The organism is Plesiocystis pacifica SIR-1 (assembly GCF_000170895.1).
Taxonomy (GTDB): Bacteria; Myxococcota_A; Polyangia; order Nannocystales; family Nannocystaceae; genus Plesiocystis; species Plesiocystis pacifica.
On the sequence record NZ_ABCS01000061.1, the window covers coordinates 41702 to 61864 of the forward strand.

Annotated in this window: 14 protein-coding genes; 6 read left to right on the top strand and 8 right to left on the bottom strand. The window is 71.2% G+C overall.

Translation table 11 applies throughout. The features are described 5' to 3' along the window. The first annotated feature begins 61 nt into the window (after positions 1-61). The 4 genes from PPSIR1_RS26235 to PPSIR1_RS26250 are packed head-to-tail and all read left to right on the top strand — an operon-like array spanning position 62 to position 7221. A complete protein-coding gene (locus PPSIR1_RS26235; protein ID WP_006974218.1) occupies positions 62-1066 on the top strand; it encodes an AAA family ATPase in 1005 nt (334 codons plus the stop codon). A 53-nt stretch (positions 1067-1119) separates the two neighbouring features. After that, a complete protein-coding gene (locus PPSIR1_RS26240; protein WP_086001711.1) occupies positions 1120-2067 on the top strand; it encodes a DUF58 domain-containing protein in 948 nt (315 codons plus the stop codon). A gap of 34 nt (positions 2068-2101) precedes the next feature. Further along, positions 2102-4234: a vWA domain-containing protein gene (locus PPSIR1_RS26245; RefSeq protein WP_006974220.1), complete on the top strand. Its 2133-nt coding sequence runs from the start codon at positions 2102-2104 to the stop codon at positions 4232-4234. Further along, a complete protein-coding gene (locus tag PPSIR1_RS26250) occupies positions 4231-7221 on the top strand; it encodes a VWA domain-containing protein (RefSeq protein ID WP_006974221.1) in 2991 nt (996 codons plus the stop codon). Before PPSIR1_RS26245 ends, PPSIR1_RS26250 begins: the two co-directional genes overlap by 4 nt. A gap of 49 nt (positions 7222-7270) precedes the next feature. On the opposite strand, the gene PPSIR1_RS26255 is transcribed toward PPSIR1_RS26250, so the two are convergent. Beyond that, a complete protein-coding gene (locus PPSIR1_RS26255; protein WP_006974222.1) occupies positions 7271-7723 on the bottom strand; it encodes a hypothetical protein in 453 nt (150 codons plus the stop codon). 59 nt (positions 7724-7782) lie between these two features. Here PPSIR1_RS26255 and PPSIR1_RS26260 point away from each other — a divergent pair, with 59 nt between their 5' ends. Beyond that, a complete protein-coding gene (locus tag PPSIR1_RS26260) occupies positions 7783-8079 on the top strand; it encodes a hypothetical protein (protein ID WP_006974223.1) in 297 nt (98 codons plus the stop codon). Between the two features lie 69 nt (positions 8080-8148). Here PPSIR1_RS26260 and PPSIR1_RS43845 read toward each other — a convergent pair whose 3' ends face one another. Together PPSIR1_RS43845 and PPSIR1_RS26275 are read right to left on the bottom strand one after the other, a co-directional pair. Next, positions 8149-9153, bottom strand: coding sequence for a Kazal-type serine protease inhibitor family protein (locus PPSIR1_RS43845; protein WP_006974224.1), 1005 nt, complete (start codon positions 9151-9153; stop codon positions 8149-8151). A 193-nt stretch (positions 9154-9346) separates the two neighbouring features. Continuing rightward, on the bottom strand, positions 9347-10951 hold the full coding sequence (locus PPSIR1_RS26275) for a hypothetical protein (protein WP_198154612.1): 1605 nt from the start codon (positions 10949-10951) through the stop codon (positions 9347-9349). 79 nt (positions 10952-11030) lie between these two features. Here PPSIR1_RS26275 and PPSIR1_RS26280 point away from each other — a divergent pair, with 79 nt between their 5' ends. Next, positions 11031-12503 carry a TIGR02996 domain-containing protein gene (locus PPSIR1_RS26280; protein ID WP_006974226.1) on the top strand — a complete coding sequence of 491 codons (1473 nt, stop codon included), beginning with the start codon at positions 11031-11033 and terminating at the stop codon, positions 12501-12503. A 40-nt stretch (positions 12504-12543) separates the two neighbouring features. On the opposite strand, the gene PPSIR1_RS26285 is transcribed toward PPSIR1_RS26280, so the two are convergent. From PPSIR1_RS26285 to PPSIR1_RS26305, 5 genes are all read right to left on the bottom strand, one after another. Continuing rightward, a complete protein-coding gene (locus PPSIR1_RS26285; protein WP_006974227.1) occupies positions 12544-14223 on the bottom strand; it encodes a hypothetical protein in 1680 nt (559 codons plus the stop codon). A gap of 76 nt (positions 14224-14299) precedes the next feature. Further along, positions 14300-14857 (bottom strand): hypothetical protein, encoded by a 558-nt coding sequence (locus PPSIR1_RS26290; RefSeq protein ID WP_006974228.1) that lies wholly within the window; start codon positions 14855-14857, stop codon positions 14300-14302. A gap of 294 nt (positions 14858-15151) precedes the next feature. Further along, positions 15152-16969 (bottom strand): acyl-CoA dehydrogenase family protein, encoded by a 1818-nt coding sequence (locus PPSIR1_RS26295; protein WP_006974229.1) that lies wholly within the window; start codon positions 16967-16969, stop codon positions 15152-15154. A 212-nt stretch (positions 16970-17181) separates the two neighbouring features. Further along, positions 17182-19152: a hypothetical protein gene (locus PPSIR1_RS26300; RefSeq protein ID WP_006974230.1), complete on the bottom strand. Its 1971-nt coding sequence runs from the start codon at positions 19150-19152 to the stop codon at positions 17182-17184. A 24-nt stretch (positions 19153-19176) separates the two neighbouring features. Next, a partial coding sequence (locus tag PPSIR1_RS26305) for a hypothetical protein (RefSeq protein ID WP_006974231.1) occupies positions 19177-20163 on the bottom strand: 987 nt, incomplete at its 5' end.

Consider the following 20163-nt stretch of genomic DNA (forward strand, 5'->3'; position numbering starts at 1 on the left):
ATCCCCGTCCGCGCGCCCGCGGCCGCCGAGGTCCGCACCGCCACCGACCCCGACGATCCCGATGACCGATCAAGCCCCGACCACCGCCGCCCAACTCCAAACCCTCGCCGCCGATCTGCGCACCCTCGTCGACGAGGTCCAGCAGGTCGTCGTCGGCCAAGACGAGGTCATCCGCGGCGTCATCACCTGCCTGCTCGCCGGCGGCCACGGCCTGCTCGAGGGCGTCCCCGGCCTCGGCAAGACCCTGCTGATCCGCACCGTCGCCGAGGCGGTGTCGATGAGCTTCAACCGCATCCAGTTCACCCCCGACCTGATGCCCGCCGACATCCTCGGGACCTCGATCCTGGTCGAGGGCGAGGACGGCACCGTCGGCCGCACCCTCGAGTACCAGCCAGGGCCGATCTTCTCGAACATCGTGCTCGCCGACGAGATCAACCGGGCCACGCCCAAGACCCAGTCGGCCCTGCTCGAGGCCATGGCCGAGGGCCAGGTCACCGGCGGCGGCAAGACCCGCAAGCTGCCCCAGCCCTTCTTCGTGCTCGCGACCCAAAACCCCCTCGAGCAAGAGGGCACCTACCCCTTGCCGGAAGCCCAGCTCGACCGCTTTTTGTTCAAGATCAACGTCGAGTTCCCCGACGAGGACGAGCTCATCGCCATCCTCGACCGGACCACGGGCAGCAAGTCCAGCTCGGCCAAACCCGTGCTCGACGGCGCCCGCCTCGTCGAGATGCAGCGCCTGGTCCGGGCCATGCCCGTGACCGCCAGCCTGACCCGCTACGTCGTCCGGGTGCTGCGCGCGACCCACCCCGGGGACAAGAACGCCACCGAGGGCGTCAAGCAATACGTGCGCTTCGGCGGCAGCCCCCGCGGCGCCCAGTCGGTGCTGCTCGCCGCCCGGGTCCGGGCCGCCATCGAGGGCCGCGAGTCGCCCTCGGTCGACGACGTCAAGGCGGTGGTCCCCCAGGCCCTGCGCCACCGCGTGCTGCTCAACTTCGAGGGCGAGGCCGAGGGCGTGGCCGTGGACGCCGTGCTCGAGCAGGTCCTGTCCAAGGTCAAGCCCGACTGAGCCCCGCGCCTCCCTCTTCCCGTACGACTCCACGAGCTTCGAAGGACACCTGAATGGGTCTGCGCGAACGCATGGGACTGGGCGGCGGCCGCCAGAACAAGGCCGCCGTCGAGCTCCCCGACATCTTCGACGACGAGTTCCTGCGCCAGCTCGAGCTGCTCCAGGTCATCGCCCGACGGCTGATCCGCGGGCGCCAGCGGGCCGAGCGAAAGACCCGCAAGACCGGCAGCGGGCTCGAGTTCGCCGATCACCGCAGCTACTCCCCCGGCGACGACATCCGCAACGTCGACTGGAACGTGCTCGCGCGCCTCAACCAGACCCTGGTCCGATTGTTCGAGGAGGACGAGGACCTGCCCCTGCGCCTGGTCGTCGACGTCAGCGACTCGATGCTGACCAAGGGCGCCCACAAGCTCATCTACGCCCAGAAGATCATCGCCGCCCTGGCCTACGTGGGTCTGGCCGGCCTCGACCGCGTGGGCCTGACCGCGATGAGCGGCAAGGCCCACGAGACCCTGCCCGCCATCCGCGGCAAGAGCCGCATCTTTCGGGTGTTCGACTTCCTGCGCAAGGCGCCCCTGGGCGGGCCCACGGACATCTACGGCGGCTGCAAGCGCGTCGCGGCCCAGGCCAGCTTGCCCGGCGTGACCGTGGTCGTGTCGGACTTCTATGACCTCCAGGGCGCCTTCGACGGCCTCAACCTGCTGCGCTTTCAAAAGCACGAGGTCGTCGCCATCCAGGTCATCGATCCGGTCGAGGCCAACCCCCTCGACACCGGGGTGCGCGGCGACGTGACCCTCGTCGACGTCGAGGGCGACGCGAGCCGGGACGTGACCTTGAGCCCGGCCATGCTCCAGGCCTACGCCGAGGCCCACGAACGCTTTTGCACGACCCTGGCCAACAAGTGCCGGTCCCGCGGCATGCCCTACTTTCGGGCCAACATCGACGAGCCCTTCGACGAGCTGGTCCTGCGCATCTTCCGACTCGGCGGGGTGCTGCGATGAGCGGGCCTGAGTCCACCTTGGAGGGTCGAGGCTGATGCAGCTCGCTGGCTGGGCCCTCGCCGAGCTCGCCGTGGTGTTCGCCGCGGGGGCCGGCGTCATCACCCTCCTCTACCTGCTGCGCATGCGCAGGCGCCAGGTCGTGGTGCCCTTCGCCGAGCTGTGGGAGCAGGTCACCCGGGAGAGCGAGAGCCGCAAGCTGTGGCGCAAGCTCCGGCGCCTGTTCAGCTGGTTGATCCAGCTGATCCTCCTCGCGCTCGTGTGCCTGGCCCTCGGCGACCCGCGGCCCGAGGTGTGGCTGCGCGAGCCCGCGACCACGGCCATCGTCATCGACACCTCGGCGAGCATGGCCGCGGTCGCCGACGAGGACGGGCAGACCCGCCTGGCCCTCGCCCTCCAGCGCGCCCGGGCCGAGGTCGAGGCCCTGGGCCCGGCCGACCGCGCGCTGATCATCGCCGCCGGCAGCGAGGTGTCCGTGCCCGCGCCGCTGACCGGCGAGGGCGGGACCTTGCTCGCCGCCCTCGACAGCGCCCCCCCCGACCCCGACTCGCCCATCAACCCCAAGACCCGCCCGCGCGTACGCGTGGGCCCGGGCGAGGCCGACCTGGGCCGCGCCCTGCTCCTGGCCCGCAACGCCCTCGGCGACCAGCCGACCCCGCGCATCCTGGTGCTCACCGACGGGGCCCTCGACGAGGCCGGCGTCGACGCGGTCGATCGTTGCATCGAGCGCGCCAAGCTCGAGGGCGAGGCCAGCTGCGAGGTCCTCGACATCGGCGCCCCCAAGTCCGAGGACGGCGAGGCGGACACGGCCTTTGGCCGCAACGTGGCCATCACCGCCTTCGCGGCCCGGCGCTACCCCAGCAACCCCGATCAGGTCGAGGTTCTCGTCGAGATCCAAAACCTCGGCGCCGAGCCGGCCCGCTTCGAGCTGCGCGTGACCGCCGACGGCCTGCCCGTGGGCGGCAAGGCGCTCGAGCTCGCCCCCGGCGACCGGGCCCTCGAGGTCCTGCCCAAGCTCGACGCCGCCCGGGAGCGCTTGGTGGCCGAGCTGCGCCCGCTCGAGGGCGCCGACGGCAACGTCGACGAGGCCAGCGCGGGCGCCCTGGGCCCGTCCATCGACGACCGCGCCTACGCCGTGATCCCGCCCCTGGACCCCATGGAGGTCACCCTGGTCACGGACGGCGGCAACCTCTTCCTCGAGGCCGCCCTGCTGACCCTCGACGACTCCGTGCGCCTGACCACCGTGGGCGTGGACGAGGGCGCGGCCTCGGCCGTCGGCGACGCCAACTTGGTGTTCTACGACATCGCGGCCAATCCCCTGCCCGACCCGCTGCCGACCACCAACCTGGTGATCTTCGATCCCCACCGCGTCGAGGGCTCGCCCGCGCCCATCCCCCTGCTCCGGGAGCTCCGCTCGCCCCGGCTGAGCGAGCAAAACGAAAAGCACGAGATCCTCGAGGGCGTCGTGTTCAAGGACGTCAACATGTTCCAGGGCACGAGCTTCGACCTCGCCCCCGGCGACATCAACCTGGTCAGCCACCTCGGCGAGCCCATCGTCGCCCTGCGCGAGGGCGACCACGGCGTGCTCCAGATCGGCTTCGACCCCCGGGGCTCGGACCTGCCGCTGCGCACCGCCTTCCCGCTGATGATCGCCAACGCCGTCGACTACTTCGGCCGGCGCGAGGCCGGCTTCGTCGCCGCCATCCCCATCGGCGCGAGCCGAGAGCTGGCCCTGGCCGACTTCGGCGTGCCCGGCGAGGACGTGACCCTGCTCGAGGTCCTGCCCCCGACCCCCGACAACCCCATCCCCGCGCGCACGAGCGAAGACGCGGAGGCGGGCGTCGAGCGGCCCACGCCGCTGCGCGTCCGCGCCCAGGACGGGCGCTTCCGCATCCGCGCCCTCGTCCCCGGCGTCTACACCATCACCGTCAAGGACGGCGCGGCCGCGGGCGCGGTGTTCGAGGTCGCGGTCAACCAGGCCAACGCCGCCGCCTCCAACCTCGAGTCCCGCCTCGTCGACGACCACGCCGTGCCCGAAGCCCACGCCGCCGGCCCTGCCCCCGAGCCCGCGCCCCTGTCCGAGGGCCCGCTGTGGACCCTGATCATGCTCGCGGCCATCGCCCTGCTGACCGCCGAGTGGGCCAGCTACCACCGGAGGAAGACGGTATGAGCGAGCCCAACGCCAACCAGTCCCAGCCCCAAGCGCAACTCAGCGGCGCGCGCAGCACCCTCGCAACCCGCCCCGGCAAGCGCCAGCGCAAGGGCCGAGGGCGCGCCGGCGCGGCCAAGGTCCGCGAGCGCGGCGGCGAGCTCCTGCGCCACCCCCTGGCCCTGCCGATCCTCGCCCTGCTCGCCGGCCTGCTCCTCGCCCGCATCCTGCTCGGCGCCATCCCCCTGCGCGGCGCCCTCGAGCTCGACCTGCCCCTGTGGCTCGGCCAGCTGCTCAGCGAGTCCGGCGATCAGCGCCTGGTCATCGCCCGCCCCCACGCCCTGTGGCTCATGCCCACGGCCGTGCTCCCCTTTTTGGTCGTCATGGCCACCCGCACCCTCGTCGACGTGCGCGCGGTCCAGGTGGTCATCCAGGTGCTGATGCGCGGCCTGGTGGTCATGGCCGTGGCCCTCGCCCTCGCCCAGCCCAGCTTGCGCAGCCCGATCCGCGGCAAGACCGTGGTGTTCGTCGTCGACGTGTCCGAGAGCATCGACGACAGCCAGCTCGCCGCCGCCGAGCAGGCCGTGCGCGAGGCCGCCGAGCTCGCCGCGAGCGAGGCCGAGCTGGGCATCGAGAAGGAAGACCGCACCCGCGTCCGGGTGATCACCTACGCCGGCCGGGCGCGCCTGCTCGAGCTCGAAGCCGGCGAGGCCGGCGAGCTCAGCCTGCCCCGCGACCCCGACAACGCCATGGCCTCGGACCACGCCAGCGCCCTGCGCCTGGCCGAGGCCCTGCTCGACCCGGACACCGAGGGCCGCGTCGTCCTGATGACCGACGCGACCGGCGACCTCGCCGAGCGCGAGGGTCTGGGCCAGGCCATCTTCGACCTCGAGGACCGCGGCGTGTCCGTGCACACCCGCTCCTTCCCGGCCACGGTCCGCGGCGACGTGCTCATCGAGGCCGTGCACCTACCCGCGGAGCTGCGCGTGAGCCAGAGCTTCGAGGTCGCCGTCGACATCGTGGCGACCAAGGCCGGCACCGTCGAGCTTCATCTAGACAAGAACGGTCAGCCCAACGCCATGGAGCCGACCAAGACCGTCGAGCTCCGCGGCGGTCGCCAGCAGGTCAAGCTCGCCGCCCGCGTGACCGAGCCCGGCCCCGTGCTGTTCTCGGCCCGCCTCGACACCAGCGCCGTCGAGCCCGCGGACAACCGCAGCGCCCTCAACGATCAGGCCGCCGTGGTCGGCGAGGTCGTCGGCCGCCCGCGCGTGCTGATCGTCGGCAGCGACCCGAGCGCGGCCCTGTCCCGGGCGCTCTCGGCCAACCACCTCAGCGTCGACACCGTCGCGCCCACGGAGCTCCCGGCCAGCGCCGAGGGCCTGCGCAAGTACGACCTGGTCATCTTCTCCGACATCCCCTCGCGCTGGGTCACCCCCGCCCAGGAGGCGGCCGTGGTCCGCTACGTCAAGGATCTGGGCGGCGGCTTCATCATGGTCGGCGGCGAGAACAGCTTCGGCGTGGGCGGCTGGGGCGGGAGCACCATCGAGCAGGTCCTCCCGGTCCGCTTCTCCGGCGAGCGCCAGCGCGAGCAGCCGACCCTGGCGCTGATCCTGGTCATCGACAAGTCGGGCTCGATGTCCAGCGGCGACCGCCTGGACCTGGTCAAGGAGGCCGCCCGGGCGACGGCGCGGACCCTCGACCCCAGCGACGAGATCGGCGTCATCGCCTTCGACAACTCGCCCCAGGTGCTCGTGCGCCTCCAGCCCGCGGCCAACCGCCTGCGCATCTCCTCGTCGATCCGCCGGCTCAGCGCGGGCGGTGGCACCAACGCCATGCCGGCCCTGCGCGAGGCCTACCTCCAGCTCGCCGGGTCCAAGGCCCTGGTCAAGCACGTCATCTTGCTGTCCGACGGCGAGTCGCCCGAGAACGGCATCAACGCCCTGCTCGGCGACATGCGCCAGTCGGACATCACCGTGTCCAGCGTCGGCGTGGGCGACGGGGCCGGCAAGGACTTCCTGATCCGCGTGGCCGAGCGCGGCCGCGGCCGCTACTTCTACTCCGAGGACGGCACCGACGTGCCGCGGATCTTCTCTCGCGAGGCGCGCGAGGTGAAGCGCAACGCCCTGGTCGAGCGCGGCCTGTACCCGCGGGTCGCCAAGCCCGTGCAGCTGCTGCGCGGCATCGACTTCGAGAAAGCGCCGGGCCTGCGCGGCATCGTCCCGGTCAAGCCCAAGGCCCAGTCCGAGGTCCTGCTGCGCACCCACCTCGGCGACCCCCTGCTGGTCCGCTCGCGCCGCGGCCTGGGTCGCGTCGCCGCCTTCGCCAGCGACGCCAAGCCGCGCTGGGCCAGCAACTGGATCGGCTGGGGCGGCTTCCCGCGGCTGTGGTCGCAGCTCGCCCGGGACACGATGCGCCAGGGCGCCGGCCTGCTCGGCGGCGCGTCCATCAAGGTCAGCCCCGCCAACGACCCCGGGGCGTGGCGCGTGGTCGTCGACGTCGAGTCTCCCGAGGGCTTCGCCAACGAGCTCGGCGGCGTGGTCGAGGTCATCGATCCTTCGATCCCCGAAGAAAAAGACGCCGAGGGCGAGCTCGTCGACAACGGCCGCGTGCGCGAGGTCCAGCTCGAGCTCACCGCCCCGGGGCGCTACGAGGCCGTCGTCCGCGACATCGAGGCCGGCCAGCGCCTGCTCCAGGCCCGGCTGTTCGACGACAGCCAGAGCCCCCCGCGCCTCGCCGCCGAGGCCGTGTCCCAAGTCAGCGTCCCCTACCCCGCCGAAATCTCGCCCCAGACCCTCGAGCCCAACGACGCCTGGCTCGCCAGCTTGGTCGAGCAGGGCACGACCACCGGACCCATCGACGAGGTCGTGAGCGCCCCGGGCCGCGCCGACGGACGGACCCGGACCAAGGCCCTGTGGCCCCTCGTGCTGGTCTGGCTGCTGCTGCCGCTGCTCGCCCTCGACCTGCTGCTGCGGCGAGTCAGCCTGGGCGTGCGCCGCGTCGCCGTCTGACGCGGTGGCGCTCCCTCGCGCGTCGACGGCCGCGCGGGGGCTCCCCCCCTCAGCTCAGGCTCGAGATGGCCCGGCCGCGCTCGTCTTCGTTCTCGACGATCACCCAGCCCGGGACGGAGAAGCAGTTCGGGCAGCGGTCGTAGGCGGGCCCGCCCTCGACCACGTGGCCACAGTCCCCGCACGCGCCGAAGGGGACCTTGGCCGTCTCGGCGCGCAGCCGGGCCTCGGCGAAGTTCGCTCTGGCGATGGTCCCTCCGCCGTCCATGGCCGCGTCGAGGCGAGCCTGGTTACCGAACAGCGCCCCCAGGCCCAGCCCCAGGCAGCCCAGGCCCAGGATCGAGACGCCGAGCATGATCGGCCACACCGCCCCGGGGCCCGCCGCGTAGGCGAACAGGAAGTAGCCCAGGGGTATCAAGAGCAGCCCGAGGACGCAGGCGGACACGGCCCCCGCCTTGCCGCCGGCGCGGATGAGATCGATGAGACCGGAGACCAGCTCGCCCATGGCACGATTGTGACACGGGTGGCTCCCCGCCGACCACGAAGACACGCTACCCAACGGGGATGGCCGCCAACTGGAAGCAGCACCTGTTTGACAACGACCTCTACCAGCGCGACGATATCGAGACCTTGCGCCAAAACGCGGAGCTCGACGGCGAGAACATCCACCGCATGCGGCAGCGGCTGGACCGGCTCGAGCGGCGCATCGATCGCGCCGAGCTCGTGGTCGAGACCCTGTTCATGGCCCTCGAGAACCAGGGCCTGCTCAATCCACAGATCTTCCAGACCCTGCTCCGGGAGGTCGACGCCCTCGACGGACGGGTCGACGGCCGCGCGGGGGTCAAGCCCAGCGAAGCTTGAGCCTGGACACGACGGCAAAAGCAGACAGGGACCGCGGGCTCACCCGCAGCCCCTGCCTCGGCGCGCCCCTCAGCCGAGCTCGGCCGCGCTCGGGTCGACGCAGGTCCCCGGCACGTCGTTGGTCGGCTCGGGGAACTCACACTCGAGGCCCGGCGCACAAAAGGCGCGGAACTGCGGGAGCACGAAGCCCTCGCAGCTCTCGCCGACCTGCGCCCAGGGCTTGCAGACCCGGCTGCTGTCGTCGTTCCAGCCGCAAAAGCCCTCCTTGCAGTCTTTGTCCGACTCGCACGCGTCCACGGGCGCGCACTCGCCCACGGTGTCGATGGTCACGCCCGCGACCTTGGCCTTGCAGGCGTTGCCGTAGGTCTTGCCGTCGCAGCCACACACGGGCTCGTACTGCTCGGTGCAAAAGGGCCCCACGCTCTCGCAGGTGCCGCCAGCGTCGGACACGTCGCAGGTCCCCGGCTCCTGCACGCAGGTCAGGCCCTCGGCGCACACGAAGCCCGCGATGCCGCCACAGAACTCGCCCTCACCGGCGCCGCCCTTGCCCCCGCACGCGCCCTCGTGGTCGATGGTCACGCCGGCTTGGTTGGCGAAGCAGTCGTTGTCGTAGGTGACCCCGTCGCAGCCACACACGGGCTGGTACTGCTCGGTGCAAAACTCCGGCACGACCTGGCAGGTGCCGCCCGCGTCCGCGACCAGGCAGGTCCCAGGATCCTGGATGCAGGTCAGGCCCTCGTTGCACTCGAAGCCCGCGATGCCGCCGCAGAACTCTCCCGGTCCCGCGTCGGGGCCGCAGACCATGGCCTGGTCGTCGCAGCAGTCTCCGTAGAGCACGCAGGCGTCGTCGCACTGGCAGCTGGCGAAGGGGTTGTAAAGGCCGCAGTCCTCGGCCGAGCACGAGCCCCCGGCCCGGAACTCCAGGTTTTGCTCGGCCGCGTCGAGGCGGTCCGCGTCGAGGCGGTCCGCGTCGAGCTCGGTGGTCGCGCTGTCGACGTCGCCGCAGGCCGTGACGGTCAGCAGCGCGAAGGGCAGGAAAGAGAGAAGGCGGGTGAATTGAATGGTCTTGAACATGGTGTTCCCGTTCGAAGGCACGACGAGGCCACCGCCAAAACAAATGGCGTCGCGGCGGCCTCCCGGCGCCGCGGAATAGAGCACAAAAAAAGAGCGCGGGTTTCTGGACCAGCGACAATCGACATTGTCGAAAGTCACCTCCAAAACCCGCGAAATCTTTGGACAGATCAGCGCCCTGCGGTCACGGCCGCAATCAGGGCATGGCACCCGCGGCAATCCACTCGCGCAGCAAGGCCACCGAGGGATCGCTCAGCAAAATTGGCGCGTTGAGGGGCATGTGCGTGACCGAGACGCCCTCGCCGCTTTGGGGCTCACACTCGGCCACGCGCTGGTACAGCCACGAGTTATCCGGGTCTCCAGGCTCGACCAGCGACGCCCCCGGATCGCCGAGCACCTCGTGGTCGAGGAGCCGGCCGTGCAGCCCGGGGGAGATGAGGTCGAGGCCCGCCGCCGGGTTGGACTGGCCGTGGCACGCGTTGAAAGCACAGGACTGCTCGAAGATCACCGTGGCGACGTTGTCGAGGGTCGGCTCGATGGCCGGCGCTGCGTTGGGATCGTGGTCGACGCACTCGGGCACCGCGGGTAGCTCCGCGTCGCCGCCCTCGGGCAGGTAGAGCGGGCCGTCGCGCTCGGCCTGGGTCGGCGGGCCCTGGGCGGGGTTGGGCGCCGAGACGATGGTGCTGCACGGCCCCTCGAACTGGATGATGCCGTCCTGCTCGCCCACGGCCACCGTGCCCTCGTGGACCGAGATGTCCGTCAGCCCCTCGGACTCGGCCAGGCCCAGCATCACGCACATCTCCTGGTCGCCGATGCCCCAGCCCACCGGGACGTCGCGCCAGTTGTCGTAGCCGCAGGTGAAGTCGAGGCCGGTGATGTCGCTCAGGTCGATGGGCGGGTCGAAGGTCAGCCCGTTGGCGTCGCCGTTGAAGCCGCTGTGCTCGTAGACCTGGGGCTGCTCGAGGTTGCCGCCCGTGAAGCTGAGCTGGAAGTAGTTGCCCAGGTAGTGGAAGTGGGGCAGGACGTAGTGCAGCTTGTGGTCCGGCGGGATGCCCATGGCGTCCTCGTACTCCTGGCCAAACTCCCCGCAGCGCGCGGTGAACCGGGCCTCGCTCTGGGCCGGGATGTCGAGGTCGAAGTAGGTCAGCCGAAAGGGCCCGAGGATCGCCGTGACGTCCTTGGGGTGGATGAACTCGAGGCCCATGAACAGCTCGGTCTCGATGGGCGCGGGGCCGACGTTGAGCATGTGCGTGGCGCCGATGACCTTGTGGCCCGCGGGGATCTTGATGACCGCGCCGTCTTGGGTGCGCTGGGTCTCCGTGAAGCTCTGGGTCGACTGGGCGGTGAGCACCGTGCCGAGCAGCGTCGCGGCGATCTCCGTGAAGCCGCGCGCTTCGCAGTCGAAGTAGCCGTCGGGGCCCTCGAACACGTCCTCGGGGACCACGAACCAGTTCGAGTGGTGGAAGTAGCCCTCGTTGCTCAGGGTCACGGCCTGGGCGTAGACCGCAGCCTCGTTGTCGAGGGTCCACTGCACGCAGGGGCTGACCTCCTCGAAGGGGTCGAGGGCGTAGGTGCCGAAGCTGTGGTTGACGGGGTGGGTCTCGACGCCGGGGTCTTCGCCCGTGTCGGTGTCGGTGTCCTCGCCCGCGTCCGTGTCGGTGTCCTCGTCCGTGCTCGTCTGCGTGGGGCTGACCTCGTCGTCGCCCCCGTCGTCCTCGGCCGGCGCGCCCGCGTCCCCGCAGGCGACGCTGCCCAGGAAGCCCAGCGCGACGATCGGCCCAACGAAGCCATTCCAATCCATGGAGCCCATCATGCCCTAGTTCGGGGCTCCATTGGACGCCATCGATCCAGCTTCGCTAGCATGGCCGCGAGGGCGCCCCGTGGAGAGCTACCGCATTCGCATCGTGAGCGCCGAGGCTGCGCCAACGACCATCGAGGTGGTCCGCGAATTCATGGGCGTGGGCCTGCGCCGCGCCCGGGAGGTCGTCCAGACCAACGGCGTCTTGCTCGAATACGCGACGGCCGCCGAAGCCCGCCGCATCGTCGCTCGCTTTGCCGAGATCGACGTGCAGATCGAGGTCGAGCCGACCTCGCGGCCGCGCTTCGCCTACGCCCCGGAGCACGCCGAGCGCGGCGACCAACGCATCGCGCGATTGCGCGTCGATGGCCGCGACGTCGCCGTGGACGAGGGGCAGCTCGGGCGCTGGGAGGTCGACAGCCTCGACGCCCACCTCGCGTCCCTCGCCAAGGGCCGCGGACAGACCCACGGCAGCGAGGACGCCGCCCGGGCCCACGGGAGCTTGGTCGAAGCCGGCTGGCGGCGCGAAGGGCTCGACCTCGCCGACTCGGAGATCGCCATCGTCGAGGCCTGCAGCGCCCGGGAGCCCGCGCTCGAGGACGCCCTGCGCGAGCACCCCGAGGACGCCCAGGCCCACCTCGTCTACGGCGACTGGCTGCAGCGCCAGGGGGACGTCCGCGGGCAGCTCGTCGCCCTGCAGTGCGAGGCCGCCCGGGACCCCGAAGGACCGAGCGCCGCCGCCGAGCAGGCGCTGCGCCGCGAGCACGCGAGCCACCTGTTCGGACCGCTGAGCACCGTGGCCGAGCGGGTGATCGAGTCGTGGTCCCGGGGCTTCGTCGACGCGGCCTTCGTCGGCGCCGAGAGCTGGAGCCGGGCCACGGGCGGACCCCTCGAGGTCCTCGACGCGCTGCTGCGCCTGCCCGTGTGCGCGCGCTTGCAGAGCCTGGGGCTGACCAAGGCCCTGGCGGAGCACCCCGAGCTGCCCGCGACCTTGATGGCCTCGCCGGTCGCGGCTCAGCTGCGCCACCTCGAGCTCGGCGATCGACCCGACCACCCGCGCCAAGGCGCGCGGCGCCTCCCCGAAGACCGACAGGCCACCTGGGAGGCGCTGTGGCCTCACCTGAGCGGCCTCGAGCAGTTGACCGTCCGCGGCTATCATCCAGGGCTCGAGCGCATGGGGCGAACGGCGCTGACGCGCCTCGAACTTCACCTGGGCAGGGTGACCGGAAGCAGGCCATGGAGCACGGACTCGCCCTGGCTCCGAGCGGACTTCTCGGCGCTCGAGGTGCTCAGCTTGCACCTCTCGGGACGCTCAATCACTGCCGCCATGGCTCAGGCTCTGTTCATCCGCGTGCCCCCGGTGGTTCCCACCCTCGAAGTCCATTTGAACCATCCCGAGGCGGAGCTGGGCGGTATGATCGACGCATTCCTCCTCCACACCGGCTTGGACGCGTCCGTCCGAACCCTCGATCTGCGCGGGGCCCCCTTCGCGCGCGACCTCCATCGCGCGATCCCTTCCGTCCCCGAGATCCTCTACGCCGCGGAGCCCGAGTGAGCGCCGCGGCGTAGCCACGAAGGTCCGTCCGAGCGAAAGCTCAGAGCAGCCCCTCGAGCGGCTCCGGGGCGGCCTCCTCGGCGACCAGCTCCCCGAGCTCGAGCTGCTCTTGCATCTGCTCCCCGATGGCCTTGGCGAGCAGCTCCACCGACTCGAGGTCCGCCCCCGCGGGCGGGTCGAGGACGAGCTCGCCCACGCGCCCGCTCGAGTAGCCCGGGCTCCAGGTGTAGCCCGCCCCGTAGGCCGCGAGCAGCTCCGCCCCGGTCACGCCGTGGTGGTGCAGCAGGTCCGGCGCCTGGACAGGCGAGAAGTTCCCGGCCCAGGCCGAGATGACGCCGCCGGTCAGGGTCACGCCCGTGAGCCCGCACGAGCCGGTGTTGGTGTAGATCTTGTCCAGCGCGTCGCTGGCCGTGTCCGTGGCCAGGATGCCGCAGGCGTCGAGCAAGCTGGTAAAGGCCGGGCTCGAGAACGCGAGCTGCTCGATGGCGATGTCGCCGTACCACGAGCCGCTCGGGGCGATCCACGGCGAGGGCTGGTAGTCCCCGGACACGAACACCGGCGTGCCCCAGTAGTGCATCGCGATGGCGGCGTAGGCCAGGCCGGTCATGGGGTCGTCGATGTCGACGCTGTACCAGGTGCCGTTGGGGTCGTAGGTCGCCCCCCAGATGTCCTCGAAGTAGAGGCTCTCGTGGAGGTCGAGGGTCGCGTCGGCGCCGAGCAGGGGGTCGAGGTTGCTCCCGGCGTAGGCCGAGGCGAAGTTGACCGAGCCGACGTTGCTGTCGGCGTGGGACTTCCAGATCGCCGCGTAGCGGCTCCAGCCGCCGACGACGTGGCTGTCGTCCCGGTCGTAGTTGGCCCCGGGCGCGCTCATCGAGTAGCTGAAGGTGTGCGTCGAGGGGCTCTGGACCTTGGCGACGGGCTCGGGCTGGATGACCGCCGTCGCCGAGGCTACGGTCACGGTCCCGTTGGGCGCGACGCCGATGGTGCAGCCGCCGTTCGGCGTGCCGCTCCCGGTGCCCTCGCCCAGGACGAACACGCCGTCGAGCTTGGGCAGGCGCCAGTCGAGGGCGTCGGCGGTGGCCGTGAACAGGTCGCCCCCGAGCTCGCCCGTGAAGCCCGAGATCACGAGCACGCCGTCTTGCTCGGTCAGCGTACCCACGCCGCCTCCGGGGAAGACCTCGAGGAGCTCGTCGGCGCGGTCGCGGCCGAGCTCGGCGGCCGTCGCCATGGTCAAGCATCCGCCCTGCTTCAAGCCGCCCATGGTCTCGCACAGCTCGGCGGGCGAGGCCCCGGCGGGCAGGGTCGAGGTGCCCTTGTCGCCCACGCTGAAGCCGGTCCAGCGGACGTCGTAAAGGTAGCCGAGGACATCGATGACCTCGACGCCGGTCCAGTCGACGCGGGCGCCGTAGCCGTCGACGAGCTTGGCCCCCTGGTGCTCGCCCTCACCGGACACGAGGGGCTCGCAGATGGTCCGGGCCTGGGCGACGGCGCACTCGCCCGCGCTCAGCTCGGCGCACAGCTCGGCCATCAGGCCCTCACACTCGGCGTTGGCGAAGCGGCGCTCGCCCTCGACGTGCCAGGTCTGCGCGAAGGCGAGGCCGGCCTCGCGGAAGTCCTCGCCCTCGAGCCCGCCGCCGTCTTCAGCGACACAGGCCAGCCCGGTCAGGGCGAGGGCAGTAGGGAGGAACATGCAGGTCAGGGTGCGGAGCGTGGTGGTCATGGTCGGTGGGTCCTGACCAGACCCTTGTCCCCGCGCCGACGCGATCGAACGCCGACCGCCACACTTTTTCGAGCCGCTATTTACTCGCTTCGAGCCCGGATTGGAGCTCGTCGATCTGCTCGCAGGGCAAGCTGCGCAGCATGTAGACCAAGGTCCCGCTCGACACCGAGTCGGGCAGCTCCTTTTCGGTCAGGTAGGTGTTGGCCGGGAATTTGAAAGCCTCGGACTCGGTCCGCCGGTTGGAGATGCCCGGTCCGCCCAGCCCGTTCTTGCCGTCGGCGCTGTAGTGGCTGCTGCCGACGTCGATGGAGAAGAAGCACTGCCCCTCGACCGAAGGCACGACCCAGCGATCGAAGGCCTCGAGGGTCACCCTGACCTCGCGCTCGCCGTCGAACACGAGCTCGTGCTCGCCGGGGCCCACGGCGAAGGAGCGGAACTTGCCCGCGCTCAGCTCCACCGCCTCGCCCCCGTCGACGGCGATGCTCGTCGCCGGCCCGGCGGAGAACACCACGACCTTGGTCTCCTCGGCCGCGGCCTTGTCGATCCACCCGCAGCCGAGGCTGGTCCCGGCGAGCAGGGCGAGGGCGCCGGCGAGGATGGGGACGCGGTCGAGGGCGGGGCGCTTGGCGGACATGGGAGCGCATTAGCCACGGCGCTCGGCCCCGTCAATCAATATGGGCAATGCACACACGCGCCACGGGACCGATCGGCGAACATTTGGTGCATCGAGCGGGGCGACCTGGCGGATGCACTCTTCGACCAGGCCCAACAAAAAGAAATCAGCTCATGGACCAAAAACAAAATCGCCCCCTCGGGGGGGCGACCACCTGCCCTGTGGCGGGCACGAACGACATTGCCCACCAAGCCAGAGCGGAGGAGCGGAGCGACGAAGCGACCCCAACTCCACGCGCCTGTGGGGGCAAAACAGTCAGCCCTGGAACAGGGCGGCGTCGAGGCAGCTCGTATCGCCCGAGCGCACGGTCTTCGACAGGCCCACGACCTTGGTCAGGAAGTTGGCCACGTAGAAGTCGAGGTTGAGCAGCTTGCCCTTGAGGAAGGGCGTCTCGGTCCCGGCCTCGATCTTGGCCTTGGCGACCACGGCCTGGTCGAGGGCCTCGAGGCCGAGCACGACGTAGCCCATGGCGTTGAGGAAGGGCACCGCGTAGAGCATGGCCGCCTCGATGTCTTTTTGCCCGACGCCGGCCATGTGCATGGCCGCGGCACCGACGGCGTCGATGGACTTGTTGAAGGCCTCGGCCTCGGCGGTAAAGCCCGCCTCGGCACCGGCCGCGGCGCGCTCCTTGGCGTACTGCATCCACTCCATGAACAGGCGGCCGCCCTCCATGCGCATCTTCCGGCCGACCAGGTCGAGGGCCTGGATGCCGTTGGTGCCCTCGTAGATCGACTGGATCTTCGCGTCGCGGACCAGCTGCTCGACGGGGAACTCCTGGGTGAAGCCGTAGCCGCCGAAGATCTGCACGCCGGTCACGGCGACGTCGAAGCCCAGATCCGTGCACACCGACTTGCAGATCGGCAAGAGCAGCTCCGCGCGGCGCAGGTACTTGGCGCGGGTGTCCTCGTCGGGGTGCTCGTCGGCGATGTCGAACTGCAGCGCCAGGCGGTAGGCGTGGGCGCGCATGGTCTCCACGAGGACCTTTTGGGTCATCAGCATGCGGCGCACGTCGGGGTGCTCGACGATCTTGACCCGCGGGGCGTCGCCGTCGCGCATGTTCTTGAGCGAGGTGCCCTGGATCCGCTCGTGGACGTAGTGGCGGGCGTACTGGAAGGAGGCCGAGCCCGCGGCCAGGCCCTGCACGCCGACGCCGAGGCGCGCCTCGTTCATCATCGCGAACATCAGGCGCATGCCCTCGCGCTCCTTGCCGACCATCCAGCCGCGGCAGGGCATTTTCGAGCCCAGGCCGAGCACGCAGGTCGCCGAGCCGTTGATGCCCATCTTGTGTTCGAGCTTGAGCACGTGGGCGCCGTTGCGATCGCCGAGCGCGTCGAGGTCGTCGGGGCTGAACCAGTACTTGGGCACGAGGAAGAGGCTCAGGCCCTTGGTGCCCTCCGGCGAGCCCGGGGTCCGGGCGAGCACCAGGTGGCAGATGTTGTCGACCATGTCCGAGTCGCCGCCGGTGATGAAGATCTTCTCACCCTCGAGCAGCCACACGCCCGCCTCGCCCTCGGCGGGGACGGCCTTGGTCCGGTTGTCGCCCACGGACGAGCCCGCGCCGGCCTCGGTCAGGCACATGGTCCCGCCCCACTCTCCGGTGAACAGCTTCTCGGCGACGGGGAAGGCCAGGTCCTCGGTGCAGTAGCGCTTGATGACGCGGGCGGCCGCCGTGGACAGGCCGACGTACATCACGAAGGCCATGCACGCGGCCGACTCGACCTCGGACAGGTAGGCGCCGATGATCGCCGGCATGCCCGAGCCGCCGATCTCGGGGTCGGCGCGCGGGGCCGTCCAGCCGCCGTCGCGGGCCGTCTCCCAGGCCTCCTTGTAGCCGTCGGGCAGGGTCACGTTGCCCTCGCCGTCGAGCTTGCAGCCCTGGCGATCACCGACGGCGTTCAGGGGCGCGAGCACGTCGCGCGAGAACTTGTAGGCCTCCTCGATGGTGGTCGCGTAGACGTCTCGATCCAGATCTTCGTAGCGGGGACACTCGGCGAGAACCTCGTGCATCTTCAGCTGGTCGAAGCAGGTGAAGAGGACGTCTTCGGTGTCGAAGGTATAGGACGTGCTGCTCACGGGCTCTGTGTACTCTCCGTTCGGCCTCTTTTCCAGGGGAACCCGAATTCGGGCAGCTACAACGTTAGAATCCTTAGCATGCGTAGCATGCGACATTCGCGCAGGCTGCTCCGCAGGCCTGGCGAGGCGGGCGCTCGGGGTCGCCTTCAAAGAGCCGAGCGCGAGCTTTGCGCAGCCGCCCCATCGGCCGACGGGGGGCGCCGCGTCCTCCCTCAGCCCTCGAAGTCGGCGTCGTCGAAGCGCCGGAGCACCACGAGCACACCCATGAGCGCGTGCTGGACGTTGTCGCAACGGATCGCGTTGTCGTAGACGGCCGTCCGCACGCCGCCGCGCACGGCCTCGCGCTTGGACACGTAGAACAGGTCGACCTCGTCGACGAACTGCAGCTGCATGATGCTGCGGATCGCCCGGCGCAGGCTCAGGGCGTAGCGAGCCTTGCGCTCCTCGTCCCCGAGACGATCGGCGAGGCTCCACGCCTCGACCAGGCCCTCGATGTAGACCCCCGTGGCCGAGGCATGGGGCACGCCGTAGCCCTCGGTGGGCACGTAAAAGCGCCCGCGCTCGTCGGGCACGACGACCCCCGACTCGGGGCCCCACTGCTGCGTCTCGACGAGCCAGTCGGCGATCTCGAGGGAGAAGCTGGCCAGCTCCTCGCGCAGCGCCTCGGTCTTCGCCGAGCCCCCGCCCCGACCCAGCGCCCGCCACAGGATCACGTTGGCCTGGAGGTGCCAGGGCACGAAGGCGGGGTGGCGGTTCTTGGGCTCCAGATGCCAGCGTCGGTAGTACTCGAACGCAGCGGTGTACTGGCGCAGCAGCTCGGGGTCGCCCTCTTCGGCGTAGATCAGCGCCCACCACAGCATCGCCTCGCCCGGATAGAAGTTGTAGACCTCCCCGTCCGAGCCCCGGTAGAAGCTGCGGAAGGTCCCGGTCTCGGCGTCGAAGAGGTGGTCGATGCTGCGCCGCAAGCTGGCGATCTCGGCGGACCAGCGCGCCCGCTCGGGGTGGGTCCACAGCGCCATGCCGGCCAGGGCCAGGGCGCCGAGCTTGACCTGGCCGTCGTGCTCGATGAGCCCGTGGACCTCCGGGCCAGCCCCGGTGTCCACCGCCGTCGTCGAGTAGAAGGCCCGCAAGTTGTGGTCGATGTTGCGCCGGGCGAGGGCGTGGATGCGCGCTCGCTCGTCGGGGTCGGCGACGAAGTCCCCCCAGCGGTTGAGGGCGTTGGTCGCCATCCACTGGCGGATCATGTTGTTCTTCGCGCTGCGCTTGCCCGAGCTGGGGTAGTAGGCGTAGGTCAGCGCGCCGTCGCGGTCGACGTTGCGCGTCAACCACCACGCCATGCCCTCGGCCAGGGCCCGCGCCCCGGCTGCGTCGACGGCGTCGAGCTCGACGAGCTCGTTGCCCCGGAGCATGACCACCGCCTCTGGGGCCGAAGGGTCCTCCCGGCCCTCGAGCAGGACCAGCAGCTGATCGGCCTCGAAGGTCTCGAAGCGCGCCTTGGCCAGGGCCGCCTCGTCCACGCCCCAGTCCTTGCGCAGCTTGGCGAGCTGCTGGTTCACGCGGCGGTTGGTCGTGACCTGTCGGCTCGGCGCGACGAGCAGGGTGCGCTCGCCCAGCTGCACGCGCAGGCCTCGGACGCCCATGTAGTGCGGAGCCCGGTGGCGATCGCTGTCGAGCAAGAGGGCGCGCTCGTCTTCCTTGGACCAGTCGTGGACGCGGAAGCTGTGGCTCAGGTCAATCTCGAGGGTCGTGACCCGGCCCGGATCGTCCACGGCCTTCGCCGCGCGGCGCAGGGCCTCGGCGAGCAAGCTCGCTACATTGGCAGCCTCGGGAGCCTCCTCGGGGGTGAGCCACAGCTGGTGCAGGCGCAGACCGTTGACCCGGAGCGCGACGTAGACCGGCTGAGCGGGCTCGCTCAGGCGCGCGGGCAGGCCGTCGAGCGAGAGCCCTTCACTGCCCTCGCCCGACCGAGCCTCCGCCCACAGCTGGGCGACGAAGGGGGCGAGGCTCGCCTCGTCGGCGGGCTGCAGCGGCGCTGCGCTGACCGTGGCGACCTCGGGCTCGAGGGCGGGCGGCGGCGCCGAGTCCCGGGCCTCGAGCACGGCCAGGGCCACGACGACCACGGCCGGGACGGCGAGGAGCGCCAGCCAGGGCGAACGCGAATCCTTGGGCTCGGGGGCGGTCATCGGGCGGGGTGCTCAGCATAGCGGCTAGCGCAGCTTTTGACGCCGGCTGGCCTGGACGAAGAGCACACCGAAGCCGCGAAAGCGGGGCAGCACGCTGGCCTTGGGCTCGCCGCGCTTTTTGGCCTTCGCGTCTGCCGGGCGCAGCACGACCCGGCGCCGACCCAGCTCGACGGTGCAGCCGTAGACGGCGTCGCGGTCGACGACCGTCCGGGGGAAGTCCTCGGCCAGAGACTCGGGGCTGAGCTCGCGGCGGCCGAGCTTGCGCAGGGCCGCCTCGATGGCGCCCAGGTCCGGGCGCAGGTCCTCGCGCGAGAGCAGCTCGAGCTCGTCCATGCCCTCGAGCCCCAGGGCCTCGAGCTGTCCCTCCAGCCAGGCCCGCTCGCCTTCCCCAATGGACGCGCCGTGGCCGAGCTCGGCCCACTCCGACGGTCGCTGGAGCCCCTCGGCGACGCCCTCGACCTGGCTCATCACCCCCCAGCGGTGCAGGCCGTCGCGCAGGGCCTCGCGCAGTTGGGCCGCGGGCGCGGGCAGGCCGGGGATGCGGCGGCCCTCGAGGATGAGCTGGGCGAGGGCCCCGCGCAAAGGCGCGCCCGCGAGGGCTCGGGTCTGGCGCTCGAGCACGACCCCGGCGTAGCGCCGCTCGACGGCGGCCACGAGCGCGCGCGAGTCCCGATCGATGCTCGGCTCGGCGACCTCCAGCGTGCCCAGCTCCGCGGCGGCCAGCTCCGCCGGGCGACACGGGAGGATCATGCGCCCGCTCCCCCGGGTGTGCCGGCCCGTGCCGATCCACTCGTGCTCGAGGATCAGCCCCGCCCGCGGCGGCGGATCGCGGCGGTCCTCGTCGAGGTCGAGGCTCGCCGGGTAGACGCCGATTTCGATGGTCCCGTTGGCCCACGCGGCGGGCTTGGGCCGACCCCGACGTCCCCGGCCCCCGCCCTCCGAGGCCTCGCGGCGCGCGACGAAGGCGGCCTCGGGCAAGCGCGCGAGCAGGTGGGCCACGAGGGCCTCGCG